This window comes from Azospirillum rugosum (assembly GCF_017876155.1).
GTDB classification, from domain to species: Bacteria; Pseudomonadota; Alphaproteobacteria; order Azospirillales; family Azospirillaceae; genus Azospirillum; species Azospirillum rugosum.
In genome coordinates this window covers 21,650-40,126 of the sequence record NZ_JAGINP010000037.1, presented here as the reverse complement: position 1 = coordinate 40,126, position 18,477 = coordinate 21,650, and the positions used below count along the sequence as shown (strand labels likewise).

Below are 18,477 nucleotides of genomic sequence, written 5' to 3'. Positions count from 1 at the left end.
CTGCCGCCGCTCGTCCCTAAAAGCCCTCCCCCGCCGAAGGTGGGGGAGGGTTGGGTGGGGGCCCAAAGCAACCCCTCCCCTCACGCCACCACCAGTTCCGCCGGGGCGACGCGGGGGAAGCGCAGGGTGAAGGTGGTGCCCTGGCCGGGGACGCTGTCCAGCGCGATGCGCCCCTTCAGCGTCCGGGTCGCGATGTTGTAGACGATGTTGAGGCCGAGCCCGCTGCCCCCAGACCCGCGGTTGGTCGTGAAGAAGGGGTCGAAGATTCGGCCGTGCAGGTCCGGCGGGATGCCGCGGCCGTCGTCGGCGTAGACCAGCTCCACCTCGTCCTCGCCGACGCTGCGCACGGTGACGCGCAGCGTTCCGTGCTGGCCCGGGGCGAAGCCGTGGATGATCGAGTTCATCACGAAATTGGTCAGCACCTGGCTGACCGCCCCCGGATACCCGTCGATCAGCAGGTCGTCCGGGCAGTCGACGATCACCGTGTGCGCCGCCCGCTTGATGCGGACGCCGAGGCTGCGCAGGATCTCGTGGATGTAGTCGCGCAGGTCGAAGACCCGCCGCTCCTCGCTCGCCTGATCCACGGCGATCTGCTTGAAGCTCTGGATCAGCTGGGCGGCCCGGTCGATGTTCAGCAGCATCAGCTGCGTCGCCTCGCTCGCCGTGTCCAGGAAGTCGGCGAAGTCCGGCTTGCGGATCTGCCCGGCTTCGAAATCGCGGCGGATCAGCCGGATGCGTTCCGACAGCAGGGACGCGCCGGTCAGCGCGATGCCCACGGGCGTGTTGATCTCGTGCGCGACGCCGGCGACCAGGGAACCGAGCGCCGCCATCTTCTCCGACTGGACCAGATGGGCCTGCGCCTCCTTCAGGTTGCGCAGCGCCGATTCCGCCTCCTCACGCGCGGCGTGGGCCTGCTCCTCGGCGCGGACACGTTCCGTGACGTCGGTGTGCGAGCCGACGATGCGGAAGGCCCGGCCGTCCGAATCCACCACGCGGATCGCGCGGGTGAAGAGGTGGACGACATGCCCGTCCTTGTGCCGGTAGCGTTGCAGGAGCTGGCATTCCTCCCGCGTTCCGGCCGCGAACTCGTCCACGAGACGGAGCATGGCCTCCCGGTCCTCCGGCAGGATCAGCGCCGTCCAGCGGGCAAACGTGTTGGACATCTCCTCCTCGCCGTAGCCGAGCAGGCCCCACCATTGCGGTGAGAACCACAGCTCGTTCGTGCGCAGGTCCCACTGGGAGATGCCCTCCCGCGCCGCGCGGATCGCCAGTTCGAACAGCTCCCGGCTGGCGGCCAGTTCATGCTCCGCCTGCTTGCGCTCCGTCACGTCGGTGTAGGTGGTGACGATGCCGCCTTCGGGCAGCGGCGTGGTCAGGCTTTCGACGACGAGCCCGTCCGCGCGGACCCGCTCCTCCCGCAGCTCGCCGCCGGCTGCGCGCAGCCGCGCCACGCGCTCCTCCACCAACGCGTCCAGGCCACCCTTGCCGTACCCGCCGCGCTCCGCCACATGGCGGGCGATCTCTGCGAAAGGCCGGTGGAAGCGCGCGAACGCCGCGTCCACCGACAGCAGCTCCAGCGCCCGCCGGTTCCAGGCGACCAGCCGCAGGTCGCGGTCGAAGGCCATGACGCCCTGGCTCAGCCCGTTCAGGACGGCGCTGGTCTGCGTCCATTGCGCCTCCAGCGCCTGCTCCGCGCGCTTGCGGGCGGTGATGTCGGTCACGCAGGCGAGCATGGCCGATTCGCCCTGGTAGCGGAACAGGCGCGCGGAAGCGATCACCCACATCTCGCTCCCGTCGGCCCGGCGCATCCGCGTCTCGAAGGCATCCACCCGGCCGCCGCCGCTGCGCAACGCCTCCAGCAGCCGCTCCCGCTCCACCGGGTCGCTGTAATAGTCGTAGGCGCGGGCGCGCCCCACCGCCTCGGCCACAGGCACGCCGAACAATTCGGCCGCCGGATGGTTGCCGGCCAGCACGACGCCGTCGGCCACCCGGGTCACCACCAGCGGGAAGGCGATGGTCTGCATGATCTGGCCCTGCGCCTCCTCCGCGCGGGCGCGTTCGGTGACGTCCGTGAAGACGCGCAGGAAGCCGCCGCCCGGCAGCGGCGAATGGCGCACGTCGAGGATCAGCCCGTCGGCCCGGTTCAGGCGGTAGGACAGCGGATCCGCCGGCAGGCACAGCTCCAACCGTTCCGCGACGATGCGCTGGAGGTCGGCCTCCTCCGCGACGGCCGGCTGGTAATCCCCGCGCATGGCCGTGTAGCGGATCAGCTCCGCCATGGGACAGCCCGGCACCGCCAGGCCCGGCGGCAGCCGGAACAGCTCCTCGTACCGGCGGTTCCAGACGACCAGCCGCATCTGCGCGTCGAAGGCGCAGACCGCGTCGGACATGGCGTCGAAGACGGTTTGAAAGGTCGCGCGGTTGGCCGACAGGTCCGGCGAGGCCTCCCGGTCCGCTCCGGCCTCGACCAGGGTGAGAAGCGTCTCCCCCTCCTCCCCCTCTGCGGCGGCGAGCGTCAGCCGGCGCCCGTCGACGGCGGTGACCGCGACCGTCCCGCCGGACGCCAGCCGCTCGACCGAGTCCGGGGGCGCCACACCGGAGAGCAAGGCGCGCAGGCTTGCCCCCGAAGCCCAGGGAAGGGCGGCGCGAAAGGCCGGGTTCGCCCAGACCAGACATCCTTCGGCATCGAAGCGGGCCAGACCGGCACCCGCCATACGCGCATCCTCCCCGCATCGCGACCCGGCCCGCACCGGGCACGGGCTGGTTGCGGGAACAATACACCAATTCCACGGCAGCGCCCATGCTCCAGCGAACGGATCGGCGCATCCTCGTGGATCGGACGCAGCCTCCCCATGTTCTAACGTTCGCGTCCGCCGCAACGGGAAAGGCAGGCCTCCGCCGATGACCGACATCGCCGCCTACGGCGGTCTCTTCATGACCGCTCTCCTCGCCGCGACGATCTTTCCGGCCCAGTCGGAGCTTCTTCTCGCCGGCATGCACGCGTCGGGCGCCTACGACCATCTGGCACTGCTGCTGGTGGCGACGGCGGGGAACGTGCTGGGCTCCGTGGTCAACTGGGCGATCGGCCGCTACCTGATGCATTTTCAGGACCGGCGCTGGTTCCCGATCAAGCCGGCGATGGTCGACCGCGCGACCCGCTGGTACCAGCGCTTCGGCGTGTGGTCGCTGCTTCTGGCCTGGATGCCGGTGCTCGGCGACCCGTTGACGCTGGTCGCCGGCATCCTGCGGGTGGACTTCCGGCTGTTCCTGCTGCTGGTGACGCTGGGCAAGGGCGCGCGCTACGCGGCGTTGGTTGCCGCGGTCTAAACAGGCCGGGGGATTTTTGCACTGCGAAAACGACCTTGAGCCCGGCTTCCAGGCGAAGTATTACCTTCGCCCAGTTCGGGCGGGCAGCCGCGCCGCGGAAAAGACCTTGTACTCCCAAAGGGATGTCCCCATCGCGTCCCGGGCACGGATGGATTGACCGTGATCAAGGGGAAACGGGACCGCGTCGCCTATTGTGCCGTCCTGCGATCCCATTCGGAGCCAAGGCGCGCGATATGCCCGACGGAAGCCTAGCCACGCCGGCGAAAGTCAAGCTGTACGAAGACCACAAGACGATCCATCCCAAGGCCGTCTCCGGCCGCTACCGGCGACTGAAGACGATCGCGATCTGGGTCCTGCTGGCGATCTTCTTCATCGCGCCGTGGATCCGCTGGGAACGCGGCCCCGACGCGCCGGCCCAGGCGGTTCTGCTCGACCTGACGGCCCCGCGCTTCTTCGTCTTCTGGGTGGAGATCTGGCCGCAGGAAATCTACTACCTGACCGGCATCCTGATCATCGCCTCGCTGGGCCTGTTCCTGGCGACGTCGCTGGCCGGGCGCGTCTGGTGCGGCTTCGCCTGCCCGCAGACGGTGTGGACCGACCTGTTCGTGCAGATCGAGCGCTTCTTCGAAGGCGACCGGGCGGAGCGCATCCGCATGGACAAGGCGCCCTGGACCACCCGGAAGGTCCTGCGCAAGGCCGGCAAGCACGCCGGCTGGCTGGCGCTGAGCGCGGTCACCGGCTTCGGCTTCGTCGCCTACTTCACCGACGCGCCGCGGCTCGCGGTGGACCTGCTGACCTTCGACGCCACCTACGAGGCGGCGGGCTTCTTCCTGCTGTTCGCCGGCATGACCTACGTGATGGCCGGCTGGACGCGCGAGCAGATGTGCTACTACATGTGCCCGTGGCCGCGCATCCAGACCGCCATGCTGGACGAGCACAGCCTCGTCGTCACCTACGACACCATGCGCGGCGACCGGCGCGGCCCGAAGCGCAAGTCCCAGAGCTGGGACGAGCGGCGGGGCCAGGGCTTCGGCGACTGCATCGACTGCGGCCAGTGCGTGCAGGTCTGCCCGGTCGGCGTGGACATCCGCACGGGCGAGCAGGCGGACTGCATCAACTGCGGCCTGTGCGCCGACGCCTGCGACGGCATCATGGTCAGCCAGAATCTGCCCACCGGCCTGATCCGCTTCGACAGCCTCGCCGCGCAGGAGAGCCGCGCGCTGGGCAAGCCTTACCTCTGGCGCTTCCTGCGCCCGCGCACCATCGTCTACAGCCTGCTGATGCTGGTCATCGCCGGGGCCATGGGCTGGACCTACGCCCTGCGCCCGCGGCTGGACATCTCCGTGCAGCGCGACCGCGCGCCGCTGTTCGTGACGCTGCAGGACGGCGCGATCCGCAACGCCTACACCTTCAAGGTCGCCAACAAGACCCGCCAGAACCGCGCCTACGCGCTGGTCGCCGGCGGCGTCCCCGGCGCCGAGGTGAAGGTGGTGGGCGAGAACGAGGCCGAGACGGGCGAGCACACCAGCCACATCTCCGCGTCGCCGGACAGCGTGGCCACCTACCGGGTCTACGTCACCGCCCCCCGCGCCTCCGTCACCGCCGCGTCGACCCCGCTGACTTTCCAGCTGACCGACACCGCCAACGGGGACAAGGACGCCTACAAGTCGGTGTTCCTCGGCCCGGCCAACTGACGAGTCTCGATCATGACCACCCCCGGCAAGAACCGCCCGCTGCGCATCGGCGTCGTCACCGTGTCCGACCGGGCCAGCCGGGGGGTCTATGAGGACAAGGGCGGCCCAGCGATCCGCGCCGAATTGGACCGCATCATCGCCTCCACGTGGGAGCCGGTGGTCCGCGTGATCCCCGACGATCTCGACGGCATCAAGGACACCCTGGCGGAACTTGCCGACCGCGAGGGCTGCGACCTGATCGTCACCACCGGCGGCACCGGCCCGGCCCCGCGCGACGTGACGCCGGAGGCCACGGAGGCCGTCTGCGACAAGATGATGCCGGGGTTCGGCGAGCTGATGCGCTCGGTCAGCCTCGCTGTCGTGCCGACCGCCATCCTGTCGCGCCAGACGGCGGGCATCCGCGGCACCAGCCTGATCGTGAACCTGCCGGGCAAGCCCTCGGCCATCCACGACTGCCTGATGGCCGTGTTCCCGGCCATCCCCTACTGCCTGGACCTGATCGGCGGCGCCTGGATCGACACCGACCCGGCGGTCTGCCAGGCCTTCCGGCCGAAAGCCTGACGGGCTGCGGTTTGTCGGGCCGAAGGTCTGACGGCCCGCCTATAGCCATTTCGCGTCGACGCAAAAGGGGATCGTACGCATGGCCATGTTGCCATGCGGGAACAGAGGCTCACCTTTCTCGTTCGTGAGGAGCGAGGATCTCCCGATCAAGGTGAGGCAGCCATGCTGTTCGACTTCGAGCCCTCGGGCATCAACGACACCTATCTGCGCCTGACCCGGCGCGGAGTTTCGTGCATCGTCGCCCCGGCCGGCGCGTGGAACGGCCTTCTGCGGGTCAACTACATCGTCGCCGGCACGCCGGGCGGGGTCGATCCGCACATGATCTACCGCTGCCTGGACATCGGCTGGGACGACGGCCGCTTCTGCTGGAAAGGGCGCGCGGCGCCGGTGATGACCACCTCCGCCATGGTTGAAATCCTGCTGGAACGCGGGCTGGTCACCGACGGCGAGGCGGAGCGGCTGCTGTTCGGCATCAACGGCCCGGCGTCCGGCGTCTCCACCGACGAGGCGCTGATGCTGCGCGCCATGCTGATGGGCTGCACTTTTTCCCCTATCTACGGGGACGAGCCGCTGTCCGCCGGCCCGCCGCGCGTGGCCGGCTTCGCCATGCGCACGCTGGCCGATCCCGGCTCCTTCGTGCTGGAGGCCCGCGACGGGGTCCCGGTGCTGGACGGCCCGGCCCGCGACGCGCTGAAGCGGCTGCTGGCCGCGGGTGCCTGAGCAAGGTGATCCGACGGGGTTGACGGCGGTCAAGGAGGATGGGGCCGGACGGCCGCACTGTGGGGCAAGTTCGATGCCCTTCAACGCGCGGGTCGCCCCATGCTCAACTCCGCCAATTCCCAATCCGTCGCCGGCGCGGCAGACCGTCGCCCGACACCGCTGATCTTCGCCTACGGCTTCCGCCCCTTCTTCCTGCTGTCCGGCGCGGCCGCCGCGGCCCTGCTGGCGGGGTGGATCGCCATCCTGGTCACCGGCACCTGGCCGGACACCCCCGTCGGGGCGAGCGCGTGGCACGCGCACGAAATGCTGTTCGGCTTCGTCGCCGCCGCCATCGCCGGTTTCCTGCTGACCGCGGTGCCCAGCTGGACCGGGACGAAGGCCTTGTCAGGAACGCCGCTGGCCCTGCTGGTCGGGCTGTGGCTGGCCGGGCGCGTCGCGGTCCTGCCCTTCACCGGCTTGGCCCTGCCGGTGGCGGCCGCCATCGACCTCGCCTTCTACCCGGCGCTCGGCGTCGCGCTGGCCCGGCCGCTGGTGGCGGCGGGCAAGCTGCGCAACACCGCCTTCCTGGCGCTGCTCGCCCTCCTGACCCTCGCCAACCTCGGATTCCACCTGGATTGGATGGGCGTGGTCGAGGACGGCGTCGTCCATGGGGAGTCGCTGGCGATCGGCGTCGTGCTGATGATGATCGCGGTGATCGGCGGGCGCATCGTGCCGGCCTTCACCCGCAACGCGCTGGCCGCCCGTGGACGGCGTGTCCCGGCGGACCCGCTCCCCTGGCTGGAGAAGGCGACCCTGCTGTCGACCCTTCTGATGATCCCGGCCGACCTGGCGCTGCCGGAGTCGCTTGTCGCCGGCCTGCTCGCTCTGGTCGCCGCGGCGGCCCACGCGACGCGGCTGGCCCGCTGGCAGCCGCTGAAGACCCTCGACCAGCCGATCCTGTGGGTCCTGCACCTCGGCTACGCCTGGGTTCCCGTGGCGCTGGCGCTGAAGGCCGGCCACGCGCTGGGCGGTTTTGTGCCGGAGTCCGCCTGGCTCCACGCCATGACCGCCGGGGCGTTCAGCACGATGATCGTGGCCGTCATGACCCGCGCGTCGCTGGGCCACACCGGGCGGGCTCTGGTGGTGAGCCGTCCGACGGTCGCCGCCTATGTCCTGCTGACCGCCGCGGCCCTGCTCCGCGTCCTGGCGCCGGAACTGCCCGGCCAGCTGCACTGGAACGCCCTCCAGGGCGCCGGCATGGCCTGGATCGCCGCCTTCGCGCTGTATCTCGTCGCCTACGCGCCCATCCTGCTCGGCCCGCGCGCCGATGGCCGGCCGGGCTGAGCCCCGGCCTGGTTGCCTAGGGTCTTCGGGCTGTGCCGGCCGATGAGGCTTGAGGCGAAGCGGCGCTGGAGGTCTTCCGGATCGCGGTAGATCTCCGCGCAGCCGGCGCGGCGCAGGTCCTGCTCCGCGAAGCCGCCGCACAGGACGCCCAGGACCGGCAGCCCGGCGCGGGTCGCCGCCTTGGCGTCCCAGGGGCTGTCGCCGACCACCACCGCCTCGTCGGGCTGGAGCCCCAGCTTGTCGAGCGCGGCCTGGAAGATGTCCGGATGCGGCTTGGACTTGTCGGCGTCGTCGGAGGAGGTCTCGACGTCCACCAGATCCTCGATCTCCGCGGCCTGCTTGTAATGCTCCAGCTCGTCGCCCTTGGCGGAGGAGGCGAGCGCGATGCGCAGACCATCGGCGTGCAGGTGCTGGAACAGCCCGCGCACGCGGCGGAAACCCTTCACCTTCGGCATGTATTTGCGGGCGAACAGGTCGTGCCGGAAATGGTCCATCTCGTCCTGGATGCGCTCCAGGTCCTTCTGGGGCACGAAGTTCGGCATGAGCTGATCGCCGCCCTTGCCGATCTGGGAGCGCACCTCGTCGAAATCGGCGTGGTAGCCGAAGTGCCGGATCGCCTCCACCCAGGCGTGGGCATGCAGGTCGACCGAGTCGACCAGGGTGCCGTCCACGTCGAAGATGACGGCCCTTATGATGCCGGTCATTGCCGCCTCCTCACCTTACGTTTCCTTGGCTTTGCCCCATGCGAACAGGCGGCGGGGAGCCCTGTTCCGGGGCCATGTCGCGGCATGATAGAAAGTGTCACATGAACCCGGCATTGCTGTTGTCCGTTCACAGCCTGACGACGGACTCAACGACCGGGATGAACGGACATGCGCACCGCGCTCAAGAGCTACACCTCCCTCCTCGACCGCGCGCGCAACGCCGTGCACGACCTGCGCCGCCGCCGCAACCGGCCCCGCAGCAAGATGGAGTTCCTGGACCTCGAACTGTTCCAGGTGGATATCCGGCTGTGAGGACTCTTTGTCACCCCGTCAGTGGATCTCGTCGGCCGCTCCCATGGCGCGGGCCAGCGCCTCGGCGTTGAAGCCGGGCTGGCGGGTGGCCTCCAGGATCACCGCCTCGCGGCGCGCGACGGCCGCCGCGGCCTCGGTCACCTGGCGGGCGACGGCATGCGGGATCACCACCGCGCCGTGCCGGTCGGCGTGGATCAGGTCGCCGGGATGGACGGTCATGCCGTGCACGGTGACGGTCAGGTCCATCGCCTCCACCCGCACCCAGGCGTGGGACGGCGCGACGCAGCCCGCCAGCATCTGGAACCCCGGCGCGCACTGGTCGAGGTCGCGGATGCTGCCGTCGGTGATCGCGCCCAGCGCCCCCAGCCCCCGGTGCACCGCCGTGTGCACTTCCCCCCAGAAGGCGCCATAGCCCGCGGGCTGGTCGAGGTCCTGGATCACCACGATGGACGGCCGCGGCGACGCATCCACCAGCCGGTACCAGGCGAGCCGCCGCTCCCGCAGCGTCGCGGCGTCCTCGCGCGGCGGGTGCTGCGCGCGGACCGTGGCGGTCACCGCATAGCCGACCATCGGCTTGGCGCTGGGGTCGGCGCAGACGAAGGGCCGCGTCGTGTAGCCGTAGCCCCGCCGTTCCGGCACCAGACGCTCCAGCGCGTTGCAGACGGTCGGGGTGTCGAGTGCTGCGAGCGCGTCCAACTCGGTTTGGCTCAGGCGGTCCTGCATGATCACTCCTTCACGGCTCCGGTCATGCTGGCGACATAGTGTTCCACGAAGAAGGAATAAAGGATCGCGACGGGCAGCGATCCCAGAAGCGCCCCCGCCATCAGGGCGCCCCAGTGGTAGACGTCGCCCTCCACCAGCTCCGTCACCACGCCCACGGGAACGGTCTTCTGCTCCGACGACTGGATGAAGGTCAGGGCGTAGATGAACTCGTTCCAGGACAGGGTGAAGGCGAAGATGCCGGCGGAGATCAGACCCGGCACCGCCAGCGGCAGCAGGATCTTCACCAGGATCTGCAAGCGCGACGCCCCGTCGATCAGGGCGCATTCCTCCAGCTCGAACGGGATGGAGCGGAAATAGCCCATCAGCAGCCAGGTGCAGAAGGGGATCAGGAAGGTCGGGTAGGTGAGGATCAGCGCCCACTTCGTGTCGAACAGCCCATAGGCGAAGACCATGGAGGCCAGCGGGATGAACAGGATCGACGGCGGCACGAGATAGGCCAGGAAGATCGCCAAGCCCACATACCGCGCGCCCTTGAAGCGCAGCCGCTCGATGGCGTAGGCGGCGCAGACCGCGCAGAACAGCGACAGGAAAGTGGACACCACCGACACCAGCATGGTGTTCAGCAGCCACTGCGGATAGCTGGTGCGGAACAACAGCCGGTGGATGTTGTCCAGCGTCGGGTGCACGACCCAGAAGGGGCTGAAGTCGGTGTAGTTGTACAGCTCCTCGTTCGATTTGAAGGCCGTGATCCCCATCCAGTAGAAGGGGAACAGCAGCACGACCAGGAACAGGACCAGCGGGATCCACAGCGTCACCACGCGGCGCGGGATCGATTCCAGGAAGTCGGCACCATCAGGCGCTTCGGCCTCGGCGCCCTTGCGGAACAGGCCCATGCTACGCCTCCCCTCAGTCGTTGCCGCCATGCTGCCAGCGCCGGCGTTGCAGGCCGAAGTAGCTGAACAGGATGGCGGACAGCAGGAACGGGATCATCGTGACGGCGATGGCCGCGCCCTCGCCCAGGTTGCCGCCGGGGATGGCGCGCTGGAAGGACAGGGTCGCCATCAGATGCGTGGCGTTCAGCGGCCCGCCGCGCGTCAGCACGTAGATCAGCTGGAAGTCGGTGAAGGTGAACAGCACCGAGAAGGTCATCACCACGGCGATGATCGGCGTCAGCATCGGAAAAGTGACGTAGCGGAAGCGCTGCCACGGCGTGGCGCCGTCGATGGTCGCCGCCTCGTAGAGCGACGGCGGGATGGTCTGCAAGCCGGCCAGCAGCGTGATCGCCACGAAGGGGATGCCGCGCCAGACGTTGGCGATGATGACGCTGGCCCGCGCCCAGGCCGGGTCGCCCAGGAAGTTGATGTTGTGCTCGATCAGCCCCAGCCGGGTCAGCGACCAGGAGATGATCGAGAACTGGCTGTCGTAGATCCACCAGAAGGCGATGGCCGACAGCGCCGTCGGCACGATCCAGGGCAGCAGCACGATGGCGCGCAGGAAGGCCTTGAACGGCAGATGCCGGTTCAGCAGCAGCGCCAGCCAGAGCCCCAGCGCGAACTTCGCGATGCTCGCCACCACGGTGTAGAGCAGCGTGTTGAAGACCGACGTCCAGAAGACGCTGTCGGTCCACAGCATCTCGTAATTCTCGATGCCGATGTACTGCCCGGCCCGCCCCACCCGCGTGTCGGTCATGCCGAGCCAGACGCCCAGCCCCAGCGGATAGGCCAGGAACAGCAGCAGCACCGCCGCCGCCGGCAGCATGAACAGCAAGCCCATGGCGCCCCGGCTCTCCCCCAGGCGGAACCGCCGGGGGCCGGGTGCGGCGCGCGCGGACGCGCGGCGTTGGGTTTTCGTGTCGACGAACATGAAGGCCCCCATATGGGGCCCCCTCCCCATCCCTCCCCCGCTTGCGCGGGAGAGGGGGCCTCGTTCCCTCCACCGCCAAAGGCGGGGGAGGGTTAGGGAGGGGGCAAAGTACGCCGCTAAACCTTGTAATACCGCGCCGCCCGGCGCTCGGCCCTCGCCGCGGCCTCCTTCGGCGTCTGCTGCCCGCTGGCCGCCTCGGCGAACATGTTGACCACCACATAGTCAGCCATCGCCGCCGCGGACGCCGGCCCCAGCTTCCCGGAATAGCCGTTCCACAGCATGTTCTTCACCGTGTCGCGGTACGGCGTATGCTTAGGATCGACCGTCCAGATCGGGTTGCTCTCATAGGCCGCCAGCGGGTGCGTGATGTAGCCGATGGCCGCCTGCTGCCAGGGCTCGTACTGGTCCTTCTCCATCATGAAGCGGAGATATTCCTTGGCGGCGTTCGGGTACTTGGAATGCCTGAACACCATGGCCTGGGTGAACAGGTGCAGTTCCGTCGGGCGGCCGACCGGACCGACCGGCATGTTGGCGTGCTCGATGTCCTTGGCCATCGCCTGCATCGCCGGGTCCTGCGAGGACTTGGCGGAGTAGTAGACGGAGATGCCGTTGGCCGTGACACCGATCTCTCCCGCCAGGAAGGCCTTGTTGTTGTTGGGGTCGAGCCAGGACAGCGTGCCGGGGGCGAAGGTCTTGTACAGCTCCGCCACATACTCCAGCGCGCGGACCGTCTCCGGGCTGTTGATGACAACGTTGTTCTGGTCGTCGACCATCCGGCCGCCGAAGGCCCACAGGATGCTGTGCGTCCAGGTGTTGCCGTCACCCACCGCGTTGCCAAGCGCGAAGCCCGCCGGGTGGCCCTTCTTCGCCATGGCCTGGCAAGCCTTCAGGAAGCCGTCGGTGTCCCGCGGCATCGTCTCGAATCCGGCCTCGTTCAGCCAGGACTTGCGGTAGACGATGCAGTTGCCGGCGGCCCCCACCGGCAGGCCGATCCACTTGCCGTCGCGCATGCCATAGCGCTTCGGCGCCTCGTACCAGCCGCCGTACTTGTTGCCGAGGTAGGTGGCGAGGTCAGTCAGGTCGACCAGCTTGTCCGGATACTGGTGCGGGTCGTCGAACCAGCCGAAGATGATGTCCGGCCCGCTGCCGACGTTGGCGGCGACCGCCGCCTTGGGCCGGATGTCCTCCCAGGACTCGGCGTCGATACGGACCTTGACGCCGGTCTTCTCGGTGAATTTCTGGGTGTTGGCGTTCCAGCCGTCCTCGTCGCCCTGGACGAACTTCTTCCAGCGCAGGATGCGCAGCTCCGCACCCTTTTCCGGCTCGAAATGCATGTCCTGCTGCTGGGCCACGGCCGTGCCGACATGCCCGAGGCCGGCGCCCGCAAGTCCGGCACCGAAGGCCGCCACGGCGGCGCCCGCCTTCAGCACATCGCGCCGCGTGAACTCCGTTCCCTTACCATCCTCCCTGAAACCCATGACCGCACCTCCCTTGTTGAGACGTGTCGGCCGGCTTGTGGATGCCGGTCGGCTTTTGGTGGTCCTGCGATGAAATCCTAGAGACGCACCCCCGTGGCCGCGTCGAAGACGTGGCCGTTTTCCACCTGCGGCACCAGCCGCAGCCGCTCGCCCGGCCGTAGCGGGAAGCGTTCGGTCGTCGCGGCGCAGGCGACGGCGTCGCCCAGCCGGCAGAAGACCAACGTGTTGTCGCCGGTCGGCTCCACCACCTCCACCTCGGCGGGCAGGCCCTGCTCCGCGTCGGAGGCGAGGCGCAGATGGCCCGGCCGGATGCCGTAGACGACCGACTGCCCGTCGTTTCCACGCACGCCGGGCGGCGCCGGCATCACCAAATCGCCCTTCGCCTCCACCCAGGCGCGGTCACCGTCGCGGCGCAGCCGGCCCTCGAAAAAGTTCATGGCGGGGGAGCCGATGAAACCGGCGACGAACAGGTTGACCGGGCGGTCGTACAGCTCCAGCGGCGTGCCGACCTGCTCCACATGACCGTCGTGCATCACCACGATCTTGTCGGCCATGGTCATGGCCTCGATCTGGTCGTGGGTGACGTAGATGGAGGTCGTGCGCAGCCGCTGGTGCAGCGCCTTGATCTCGGTGCGCATCTGCACGCGCAGCTTGGCGTCGAGGTTCGACAGCGGCTCGTCGAAGAGGAAAACCTGCGGATCCCGCACGATGGCCCGGCCCATGGCGACGCGCTGGCGCTGCCCGCCGGAGAGCTGCCGGGGGTAGCGGTCGAGATACTTGGTCAGGTCCAGGATGTCCGCCGCCTGCCGCACGCGCTGCTCGATCACCGACCGTTCGGCGTGGCGCAGTTTCAAACTGAAGGCCATGTTGTCGAAGACGGTCATGTGGGGGTAGAGCGCGTAGTTCTGGAACACCATGGCGATGTCCCGCTCCTTCGGCGGCACCATGTTGACCACGCGGCCGCCGATGGCGATCTCGCCGCCGCTGATCGGCTCCAACCCGGCGATCATGCGCAGCAGGGTGGATTTGCCGCAGCCGGACGGGCCGACCAGAACCACGAACTCCTCGTCGCCGATGTCCACGTCGATGCCGTGGATCACCTCGAACGTGCCGAACGCCTTGCGGACCTGACGGATGTCGACGGAGGCCATGTTCGCCCCTTCTGTCACGCGGTGGTTGACCAGCCGCGCTGCGGCGACAGCCACGCGCGGTTGACGCAGTTGAGGAGCCGACCGGATCCCAGCGCCGCCGCCACGGTCTCCGCCGACTTGCGGCGCAGGTCGCGGATGCTTTCCGGCGCGAAGAAGGCGGCGTGCGGGCTGAGCAGCAGGCGCCCGGCGATCCACGGCTCCTGCGCCCGCCACGCCCGGATCAGCGGGTGGTCGGCCATCCGGGTCACCGGCTCCTCCGGGATGACGTCGAGCGCGGCGCCGGCCAGCCGGCCGTTGCGCAGGGCATCAAGCAGCGCGTCGAGCACCACGACCGGCCCGCGCGCGGTGTTCACCAGGATCTGCCCGGTCTTGGCGTCGGCGAAGGCCGTCGCGTTCAGCATCCCCCGCGTCTCCGGCGTCAGCGGCGTGTGCAGGCTGACCACGTCCGCCTCGGCCATCAGCGCCGACAGGCTGTCGGCCCGCCGGAAGCCGAGCGCCAGATCGGTGCCGGTCGGCTTGTACGGGTCGAAGAACAGCACCTCCATGCCGAAGGCCTTGGCCCGCAGCGCGGTGGCAAGCCCGATCCGCCCCAGCCCGACCACGCCGAAGACCAGCCCGCGCGTCCGGCGCACCAGCGGCGCCCGCGCGAAGTGCCAGCCCCCGTCCAGGTCGGCGCGGATCGCCGCGTCGTAGCTGGCGGTGCCGCGCACCAGGGTCAGCAGCATGGCGATGGCGTGGTCCGCGACCTCCGTGGTGCCATAGTCCGGCACGTTGCAGACCGCGATGCCGAGCGCGCCGGCCGTCTCCAGGTCCACGTTGTCGAATCCCACGCCGGCCCGCACGATGACCCGGCAGCGCTCCAGCCGCTTCAGCCAGGGCGCGTCCAGCCGCACCTCGTCGTAGGCGATCACGCCCTCGCAGGACGGCCACTCGCCGGGCGCGATGTCGGCTTGCTGGACCTCGTGGTGCGGAATGAAGGCCAGGGCGGAGCCGCCCGTCAGAAGCCCAACGGCCTCTCGTTCGATGTCGGCGGGATCGGTGAACTTGGCGTCGGGGATCAGCACGCGCATGGCGCCTCCCCGCCGGGTCGGAGGCGCGTTGGCCCCCGGAACCGGGAAACGGGCATGTCTCGTCCTCCCAAACCGGCGTCCCGGTTGCTCCGGGATTTGCTCGCTATATTGTCAGTGTAGCTGATAGTTTGTTCGACGGTAAGACATAATCGTGCCGCCGCCGGCTTTCCACGGACGTAGCACCATCGTCCAATGTCGCGGCGGGTTCGCCCGGGGGCAAGCTGTGCGCGTCCGTGCCACCCGCCCCAGGGGAATCCCGATGCTCCGCACCACCGTCCTGACCGTTCTCTGCGCCACCGCTCTCGCCGGCACGGCCCACGCCCAAACCCCCAAGGCCCAGACGCTGAAGTTCTGGAACCTGACCACCGAGACGATCACGGAGCTGAAGCTGGCCGAGCCCAACACCAACAAATGGGGCAAGAACCAGACGCTGAACGACAAGGACAAGACGGTGGAGGCGGACGAGCGCCTGAAGCTGTCCGACGTCACGCCGGGCGTCTGGGACGTCAGCGTGAAGGACAAGAAGAAGCGCAGCTGCGTCCTGCGCAACGTCACCCTGTCGGGCACCGACGCCTACGCCTTCTCGATCAGCGAGGACGAGATGGCGAAGTGCAAGGGGAAGTGATGTTCCCTCTCCCGGGGCGGGAGAGGGAGCTTCCTCACCCGACCTTCAGCGCATCCACGAAGGTGTCCGGATCGACGTTGCCGCCGCTCAACACCACGGCGACAGTGCGGCCCCGGGCGGGAAGCTTGCCGGACAGCACGGCCGCCAGTCCGGCGGCTCCGCCGGGCTCGACCACCAGCTTCAGCACGGTGAAGGCATAGGCCATGGCCGCCTGGACCTCCGCGTCGGTGACGGCGAGGCCGCCGGCGAGCTTGTCCTTCATCACCGGGAAGGTCAGCGCGCCGGGCGACGGCGACATCAGCGCGTCGCAGATCGACGCGTGGCCGCCTTCGTTGCCGACGCGCTCCCCCTTCGCGAGCGAGCGGGCGACGTCGTCGAAGCCGGCGGGCTCGGCGCTCCACACCCGGGTGTCGGGGAAGAAGTGCTTCACCGCGGTGGCGATGCCGGAGACGAGGCCGCCGCCGCTGCACGGCGCGATCACATCGTCGGGCACCGCGCCCAGCGCCTGCGCCTGCTCTACGATCTCCAGCCCGACGGTGCCCTGCCCGGCCATGATCTGCGGGTGGTCGAAGGGCGGCACGGTGGCGCTGCCGCGCTCCTCCGCGATCCCCCGCGCGATGTCCTCTCGGCTCTCCGTCCAGCGATCGTAGAGCACGACGTCGGCGCCATAGCCGCGGGTGTTGGCGATTTTCAGCGCCGGGGCGTCCTTGGGCATCACGATTGCGGCGCGCAGGCCCAGGATCGCGGCGGCGGCGGCCACGCCCTGCGCGTGGTTGCCCGACGACCAGGCGACCACCCCGCCCTTGCGCTCATCCTCGCTCAACTGCGACAGGCGGTTGAAGGCGCCGCGGAACTTGAAGGAGCCGCTGCGCTGCAAGACCTCCGGCTTCAGCAGTACGCGCCCGCCGACCCGCTCGTTCAGCAAGGCGTTCTCCAGCAGCGGCGTGCGCACCGCGTAGCCGTCCAGGCGGCGCGCGGCCTCCACCACGTCCTGGTAGTCGAAGGCGAGATTGGTGGCGGTCATGGGTCAGCGACCTCCGGAAACGTTGAGAATGGCGCCGGTCACATAGGACGCGGCGTCGGACAACAGCCACAGCACGCTCTCCGCCACCTCGTCCGCGGTGCCGGGACGCCCCATGGGCGGCGTCAGGGCCGGGTTGTCCAGCCGGCTCCCGACGCCGGGGATCAGCTGGATGTCGGTATCGATCAGACCGGGACGCACGCAGTTGACCCGGATCCCGTCCCGCGCCAGTTCGCGGGAAAGGCCGACGGTCATGCTGTCCACCGCGCCCTTGCTGGCCGCGTAGGCGACATACTCGTTCGGCGCGCCGAGCACCGCGGCGATGGAGCCCAGGTTGACGATTGACCCGCCGGCCCCGCCGTGGCGCGTGGACATGCGCTTCACCGCCTCCCGCGCGCAGAGGATCGCCCCCAGCACGTTGATGTCCAGCATGCGCCGGATGCCCTCGGCCGGAGCCTCGTCCAGCCGGCCGTAGGGGCCGACGATGCCGGCGTTGTTGACCAGCCCGGCCGCGCGGCCGAAGCGCGCCTCCGCGGCGTCGAACAGGGCCAGCACGTCCTCCTCCCGCGCCACGTCGCCGCGGACGGCCTGGGCCTGCCCGCCGGCCTCGGTGATGGCCTTGACGGTGGCCTCCGCCGCCTCGGCGTTGCCGACGTAGGAGAAGGTGACGGCGTAGCCGCGTTGCGCGGCCATCCGCGCGACCGCGGCGCCGATGCCCCGGCTGCCGCCGGTGACGATGAGGGACTTCAGGGGCTCGCTCATGGTGGTCAGCCTTCCGGGTTGTCCTTGGGCTCCGGCAGCGTGATGCCGGCCAGCCGCTCGAAGATCTTGATGACCGCCGCGTCGTCCTCCCGCCCAAGGCCCGCCGAGGCCGCCATGGTGAACATCTGAAGCGCGGTGGAGGCGAGCGGGGTCGGGAAGGTCATGCGGCGCGCCGAATCGACGACGATGCCCAGGTCCTTCACGAAGATGTCCACCGCGCTGTGCGGGCTGTAGTCGCCGTTCAGGATGTGCGGCACGCGGTTTTCGAACATCCAGCTGTTGCCGGCGCTGGAGGTGATGACGTCGTAGATGCGCTGCGGGTCCACCCCGGCGCGGATGCCGAAGGCCATCGCCTCGGCGGACGCGGCGATGTGCACGCCGGCCAGCAGCTGGTTGATCGTCTTCACGACGGAGCCCTGTCCATGCTCCGTCCCCACCCGGTGCAGCGTGCCGGAGGCTGCGGCCAGCAGATCCTCCGCCCGCGCGAAGGCTTCCTGCGGGCCGGACGCCATGATCGTCATGCGCCCCTCCGCCGCCTTCACCGGGCCGCCGCTGACCGGCGCGTCCAGCATCAGAAGGCCCATATCGGCCAGCCGTCGTCCCGCGTCCGCGGCGTAGGCCGCCGGCACGGTGGCCGACTGGACGACGCAGCCGCCCTTCGGCAGCGTGGCGGCGATCCCGTTCGGCCCGAACAGCACGGATTCGACCTGGTCGGCGGTGGCCACCAGGATCACCACGCGGTCCACCTGCCGGCCGAGTTCGGCGGGCGTGGCGGCGGCCTCCCCGCCGTGGGTGACCAGGCTCATGCACTTGGCCGGGGCCTCGTCGCAGCCGATGACGCGGAAGCCCGCGCGCAGCAGCGACAGGGCCACCCCCATGCCCATGGAGCCCAGCCCGATGACGCCCGCGACGCGGGCTTTGGTGTGGTCGTCGCTCATCGTCCCCCCTGCGGGCGGTTCGCCCGCGCCTTTCGGTTGCCGTCTGCCGCGGCGTTGGCGGGAAGTGTCGGGGGCGGACGACGATGCGTCAAGCCGCGGCGGTGGGTACGCCTACCGACGGATGGCGGAACTGCACCGCACGCATGCCGTTGACCAAGGAGACGTCGAAGCCGTGCACACGCCCAGCGTCTTCGCCCAAGCCCAT

The 18,477-nt window shown here is 69.5% G+C and carries 18 protein-coding genes; 7 read left to right on the top strand and 11 right to left on the bottom strand.

Annotated elements, in window-relative coordinates; all coding sequences use genetic code 11:
- Positions 1-80: 80 nt before the first annotated feature.
- Positions 81-2,714, bottom strand: a complete 2,634-nt coding sequence (locus J2851_RS33560) for a PAS-domain containing protein (protein ID WP_209772850.1) — start codon at positions 2,712-2,714, stop codon at positions 81-83.
- Between the two features lie 187 nt (positions 2,715-2,901).
- On the opposite strand from J2851_RS33560, the gene J2851_RS33555 reads away from it, so the two are divergent.
- From J2851_RS33555 to J2851_RS33535, 5 genes are all read left to right on the top strand, one after another.
- Positions 2,902-3,327, top strand: a complete 426-nt coding sequence (locus J2851_RS33555; protein WP_209772847.1) for a YqaA family protein — start codon at positions 2,902-2,904, stop codon at positions 3,325-3,327.
- 233 nt (positions 3,328-3,560) lie between these two features.
- Positions 3,561-5,021 (top strand): cytochrome c oxidase accessory protein CcoG, encoded by a 1,461-nt coding sequence (gene ccoG, locus J2851_RS33550; RefSeq protein ID WP_209772843.1) that lies wholly within the window; start codon positions 3,561-3,563, stop codon positions 5,019-5,021.
- A 12-nt stretch (positions 5,022-5,033) separates the two neighbouring features.
- Positions 5,034-5,582, top strand: a complete 549-nt coding sequence (gene mog / locus J2851_RS33545; protein WP_209772841.1) for a molybdopterin adenylyltransferase — start codon at positions 5,034-5,036, stop codon at positions 5,580-5,582.
- A gap of 162 nt (positions 5,583-5,744) precedes the next feature.
- A complete protein-coding gene (locus J2851_RS33540; protein WP_209772839.1) occupies positions 5,745-6,302 on the top strand; it encodes a hypothetical protein in 558 nt (185 codons plus the stop codon).
- 99 nt (positions 6,303-6,401) lie between these two features.
- Positions 6,402-7,625 carry an NnrS family protein gene (locus J2851_RS33535; RefSeq protein ID WP_209772837.1) on the top strand — a complete coding sequence of 408 codons (1,224 nt, stop codon included), beginning with the start codon at positions 6,402-6,404 and terminating at the stop codon, positions 7,623-7,625.
- On the opposite strand, the gene J2851_RS33530 is transcribed toward J2851_RS33535, so the two are convergent.
- The gene (locus J2851_RS33530; protein WP_209772827.1) at positions 7,577-8,329 is read right to left on the bottom strand and encodes an HAD family hydrolase; all 753 of its coding nucleotides are present in this window, start codon (positions 8,327-8,329) and stop codon (positions 7,577-7,579) included. The two genes, J2851_RS33535 and J2851_RS33530, sit on opposite strands and share 49 nt — an antisense overlap.
- Positions 8,330-8,497: 168 nt before the next feature.
- Here J2851_RS33530 and J2851_RS33525 point away from each other — a divergent pair, with 168 nt between their 5' ends.
- On the top strand, positions 8,498-8,641 hold the full coding sequence (locus J2851_RS33525; protein WP_209772825.1) for a hypothetical protein: 144 nt from the start codon (positions 8,498-8,500) through the stop codon (positions 8,639-8,641).
- Between the two features lie 18 nt (positions 8,642-8,659).
- Here the strand turns inward: J2851_RS33525 and J2851_RS33520 are convergent, their stop codons facing one another.
- The 6 genes from J2851_RS33520 to J2851_RS33495 form a co-directional block, all read right to left on the bottom strand.
- Positions 8,660-9,364 carry an RraA family protein gene (locus tag J2851_RS33520; RefSeq protein ID WP_209772823.1) on the bottom strand — a complete coding sequence of 235 codons (705 nt, stop codon included), beginning with the start codon at positions 9,362-9,364 and terminating at the stop codon, positions 8,660-8,662.
- Between the two features lie 2 nt (positions 9,365-9,366).
- A complete protein-coding gene (locus J2851_RS33515) occupies positions 9,367-10,257 on the bottom strand; it encodes a carbohydrate ABC transporter permease (RefSeq protein WP_209772807.1) in 891 nt (296 codons plus the stop codon).
- Positions 10,258-10,270: 13 nt separating this feature from the next.
- A complete protein-coding gene (locus tag J2851_RS33510; protein WP_246501108.1) occupies positions 10,271-11,137 on the bottom strand; it encodes a carbohydrate ABC transporter permease in 867 nt (288 codons plus the stop codon).
- A gap of 206 nt (positions 11,138-11,343) precedes the next feature.
- A complete protein-coding gene (locus J2851_RS33505) occupies positions 11,344-12,705 on the bottom strand; it encodes an ABC transporter substrate-binding protein (protein WP_209772804.1) in 1,362 nt (453 codons plus the stop codon).
- Between the two features lie 77 nt (positions 12,706-12,782).
- Complete coding sequence (locus tag J2851_RS33500) at positions 12,783-13,856, bottom strand: ABC transporter ATP-binding protein (protein WP_209772801.1); 1,074 nt, start codon at positions 13,854-13,856, stop codon at positions 12,783-12,785.
- Positions 13,857-13,870: 14 nt separating this feature from the next.
- Positions 13,871-14,926, bottom strand: coding sequence for a C-terminal binding protein (locus J2851_RS33495; protein ID WP_209772799.1), 1,056 nt, complete (start codon positions 14,924-14,926; stop codon positions 13,871-13,873).
- A 259-nt stretch (positions 14,927-15,185) separates the two neighbouring features.
- Here J2851_RS33495 and J2851_RS33490 point away from each other — a divergent pair, with 259 nt between their 5' ends.
- Positions 15,186-15,551, top strand: a complete 366-nt coding sequence (locus J2851_RS33490) for a hypothetical protein (protein ID WP_209772797.1) — start codon at positions 15,186-15,188, stop codon at positions 15,549-15,551.
- Between the two features lie 34 nt (positions 15,552-15,585).
- On the opposite strand, the gene J2851_RS33485 is transcribed toward J2851_RS33490, so the two are convergent.
- The 3 genes from J2851_RS33485 to ltnD are packed head-to-tail and all read right to left on the bottom strand — an operon-like array spanning position 15,586 to position 18,272.
- Positions 15,586-16,575 carry a threonine ammonia-lyase gene (locus J2851_RS33485; protein ID WP_209772795.1) on the bottom strand — a complete coding sequence of 330 codons (990 nt, stop codon included), beginning with the start codon at positions 16,573-16,575 and terminating at the stop codon, positions 15,586-15,588.
- Positions 16,576-16,578: 3 nt separating this feature from the next.
- Positions 16,579-17,334, bottom strand: a complete 756-nt coding sequence (locus J2851_RS33480) for an SDR family oxidoreductase (protein WP_209772782.1) — start codon at positions 17,332-17,334, stop codon at positions 16,579-16,581.
- Between the two features lie 5 nt (positions 17,335-17,339).
- A complete protein-coding gene (gene ltnD / locus J2851_RS33475) occupies positions 17,340-18,272 on the bottom strand; it encodes an L-threonate dehydrogenase (protein WP_209772780.1) in 933 nt (310 codons plus the stop codon).
- Positions 18,273-18,477: the final 205 nt, after the last annotated feature.

Coding starts and splice junctions, on each gene's coding strand:
- J2851_RS33560 (WP_209772850.1), bottom strand. CDS start 2,714: ATGGCGGGTGCCGGTCTGGCCCGCTTCGATGCCGAAGGATGTCTGGTC.
- J2851_RS33555 (WP_209772847.1), top strand. CDS start 2,902: ATGACCGACATCGCCGCCTACGGCGGTCTCTTCATGACCGCTCTCCTC.
- ccoG (WP_209772843.1), top strand. CDS start 3,561: ATGCCCGACGGAAGCCTAGCCACGCCGGCGAAAGTCAAGCTGTACGAA.
- mog (WP_209772841.1), top strand. CDS start 5,034: ATGACCACCCCCGGCAAGAACCGCCCGCTGCGCATCGGCGTCGTCACC.
- J2851_RS33540 (WP_209772839.1), top strand. CDS start 5,745: ATGCTGTTCGACTTCGAGCCCTCGGGCATCAACGACACCTATCTGCGC.
- J2851_RS33535 (WP_209772837.1), top strand. CDS start 6,402: ATGCTCAACTCCGCCAATTCCCAATCCGTCGCCGGCGCGGCAGACCGT.
- J2851_RS33530 (WP_209772827.1), bottom strand. CDS start 8,329: ATGACCGGCATCATAAGGGCCGTCATCTTCGACGTGGACGGCACCCTG.
- J2851_RS33525 (WP_209772825.1), top strand. CDS start 8,498: ATGCGCACCGCGCTCAAGAGCTACACCTCCCTCCTCGACCGCGCGCGC.
- J2851_RS33520 (WP_209772823.1), bottom strand. CDS start 9,364: ATGCAGGACCGCCTGAGCCAAACCGAGTTGGACGCGCTCGCAGCACTC.
- J2851_RS33515 (WP_209772807.1), bottom strand. CDS start 10,257: ATGGGCCTGTTCCGCAAGGGCGCCGAGGCCGAAGCGCCTGATGGTGCC.
- J2851_RS33510 (WP_246501108.1), bottom strand. CDS start 11,137: ATGGGCTTGCTGTTCATGCTGCCGGCGGCGGCGGTGCTGCTGCTGTTC.
- J2851_RS33505 (WP_209772804.1), bottom strand. CDS start 12,705: ATGGGTTTCAGGGAGGATGGTAAGGGAACGGAGTTCACGCGGCGCGAT.
- J2851_RS33500 (WP_209772801.1), bottom strand. CDS start 13,856: ATGGCCTCCGTCGACATCCGTCAGGTCCGCAAGGCGTTCGGCACGTTC.
- J2851_RS33495 (WP_209772799.1), bottom strand. CDS start 14,926: ATGCGCGTGCTGATCCCCGACGCCAAGTTCACCGATCCCGCCGACATC.
- J2851_RS33490 (WP_209772797.1), top strand. CDS start 15,186: ATGCTCCGCACCACCGTCCTGACCGTTCTCTGCGCCACCGCTCTCGCC.
- J2851_RS33485 (WP_209772795.1), bottom strand. CDS start 16,575: ATGACCGCCACCAATCTCGCCTTCGACTACCAGGACGTGGTGGAGGCC.
- J2851_RS33480 (WP_209772782.1), bottom strand. CDS start 17,334: ATGAGCGAGCCCCTGAAGTCCCTCATCGTCACCGGCGGCAGCCGGGGC.
- ltnD (WP_209772780.1), bottom strand. CDS start 18,272: ATGAGCGACGACCACACCAAAGCCCGCGTCGCGGGCGTCATCGGGCTG.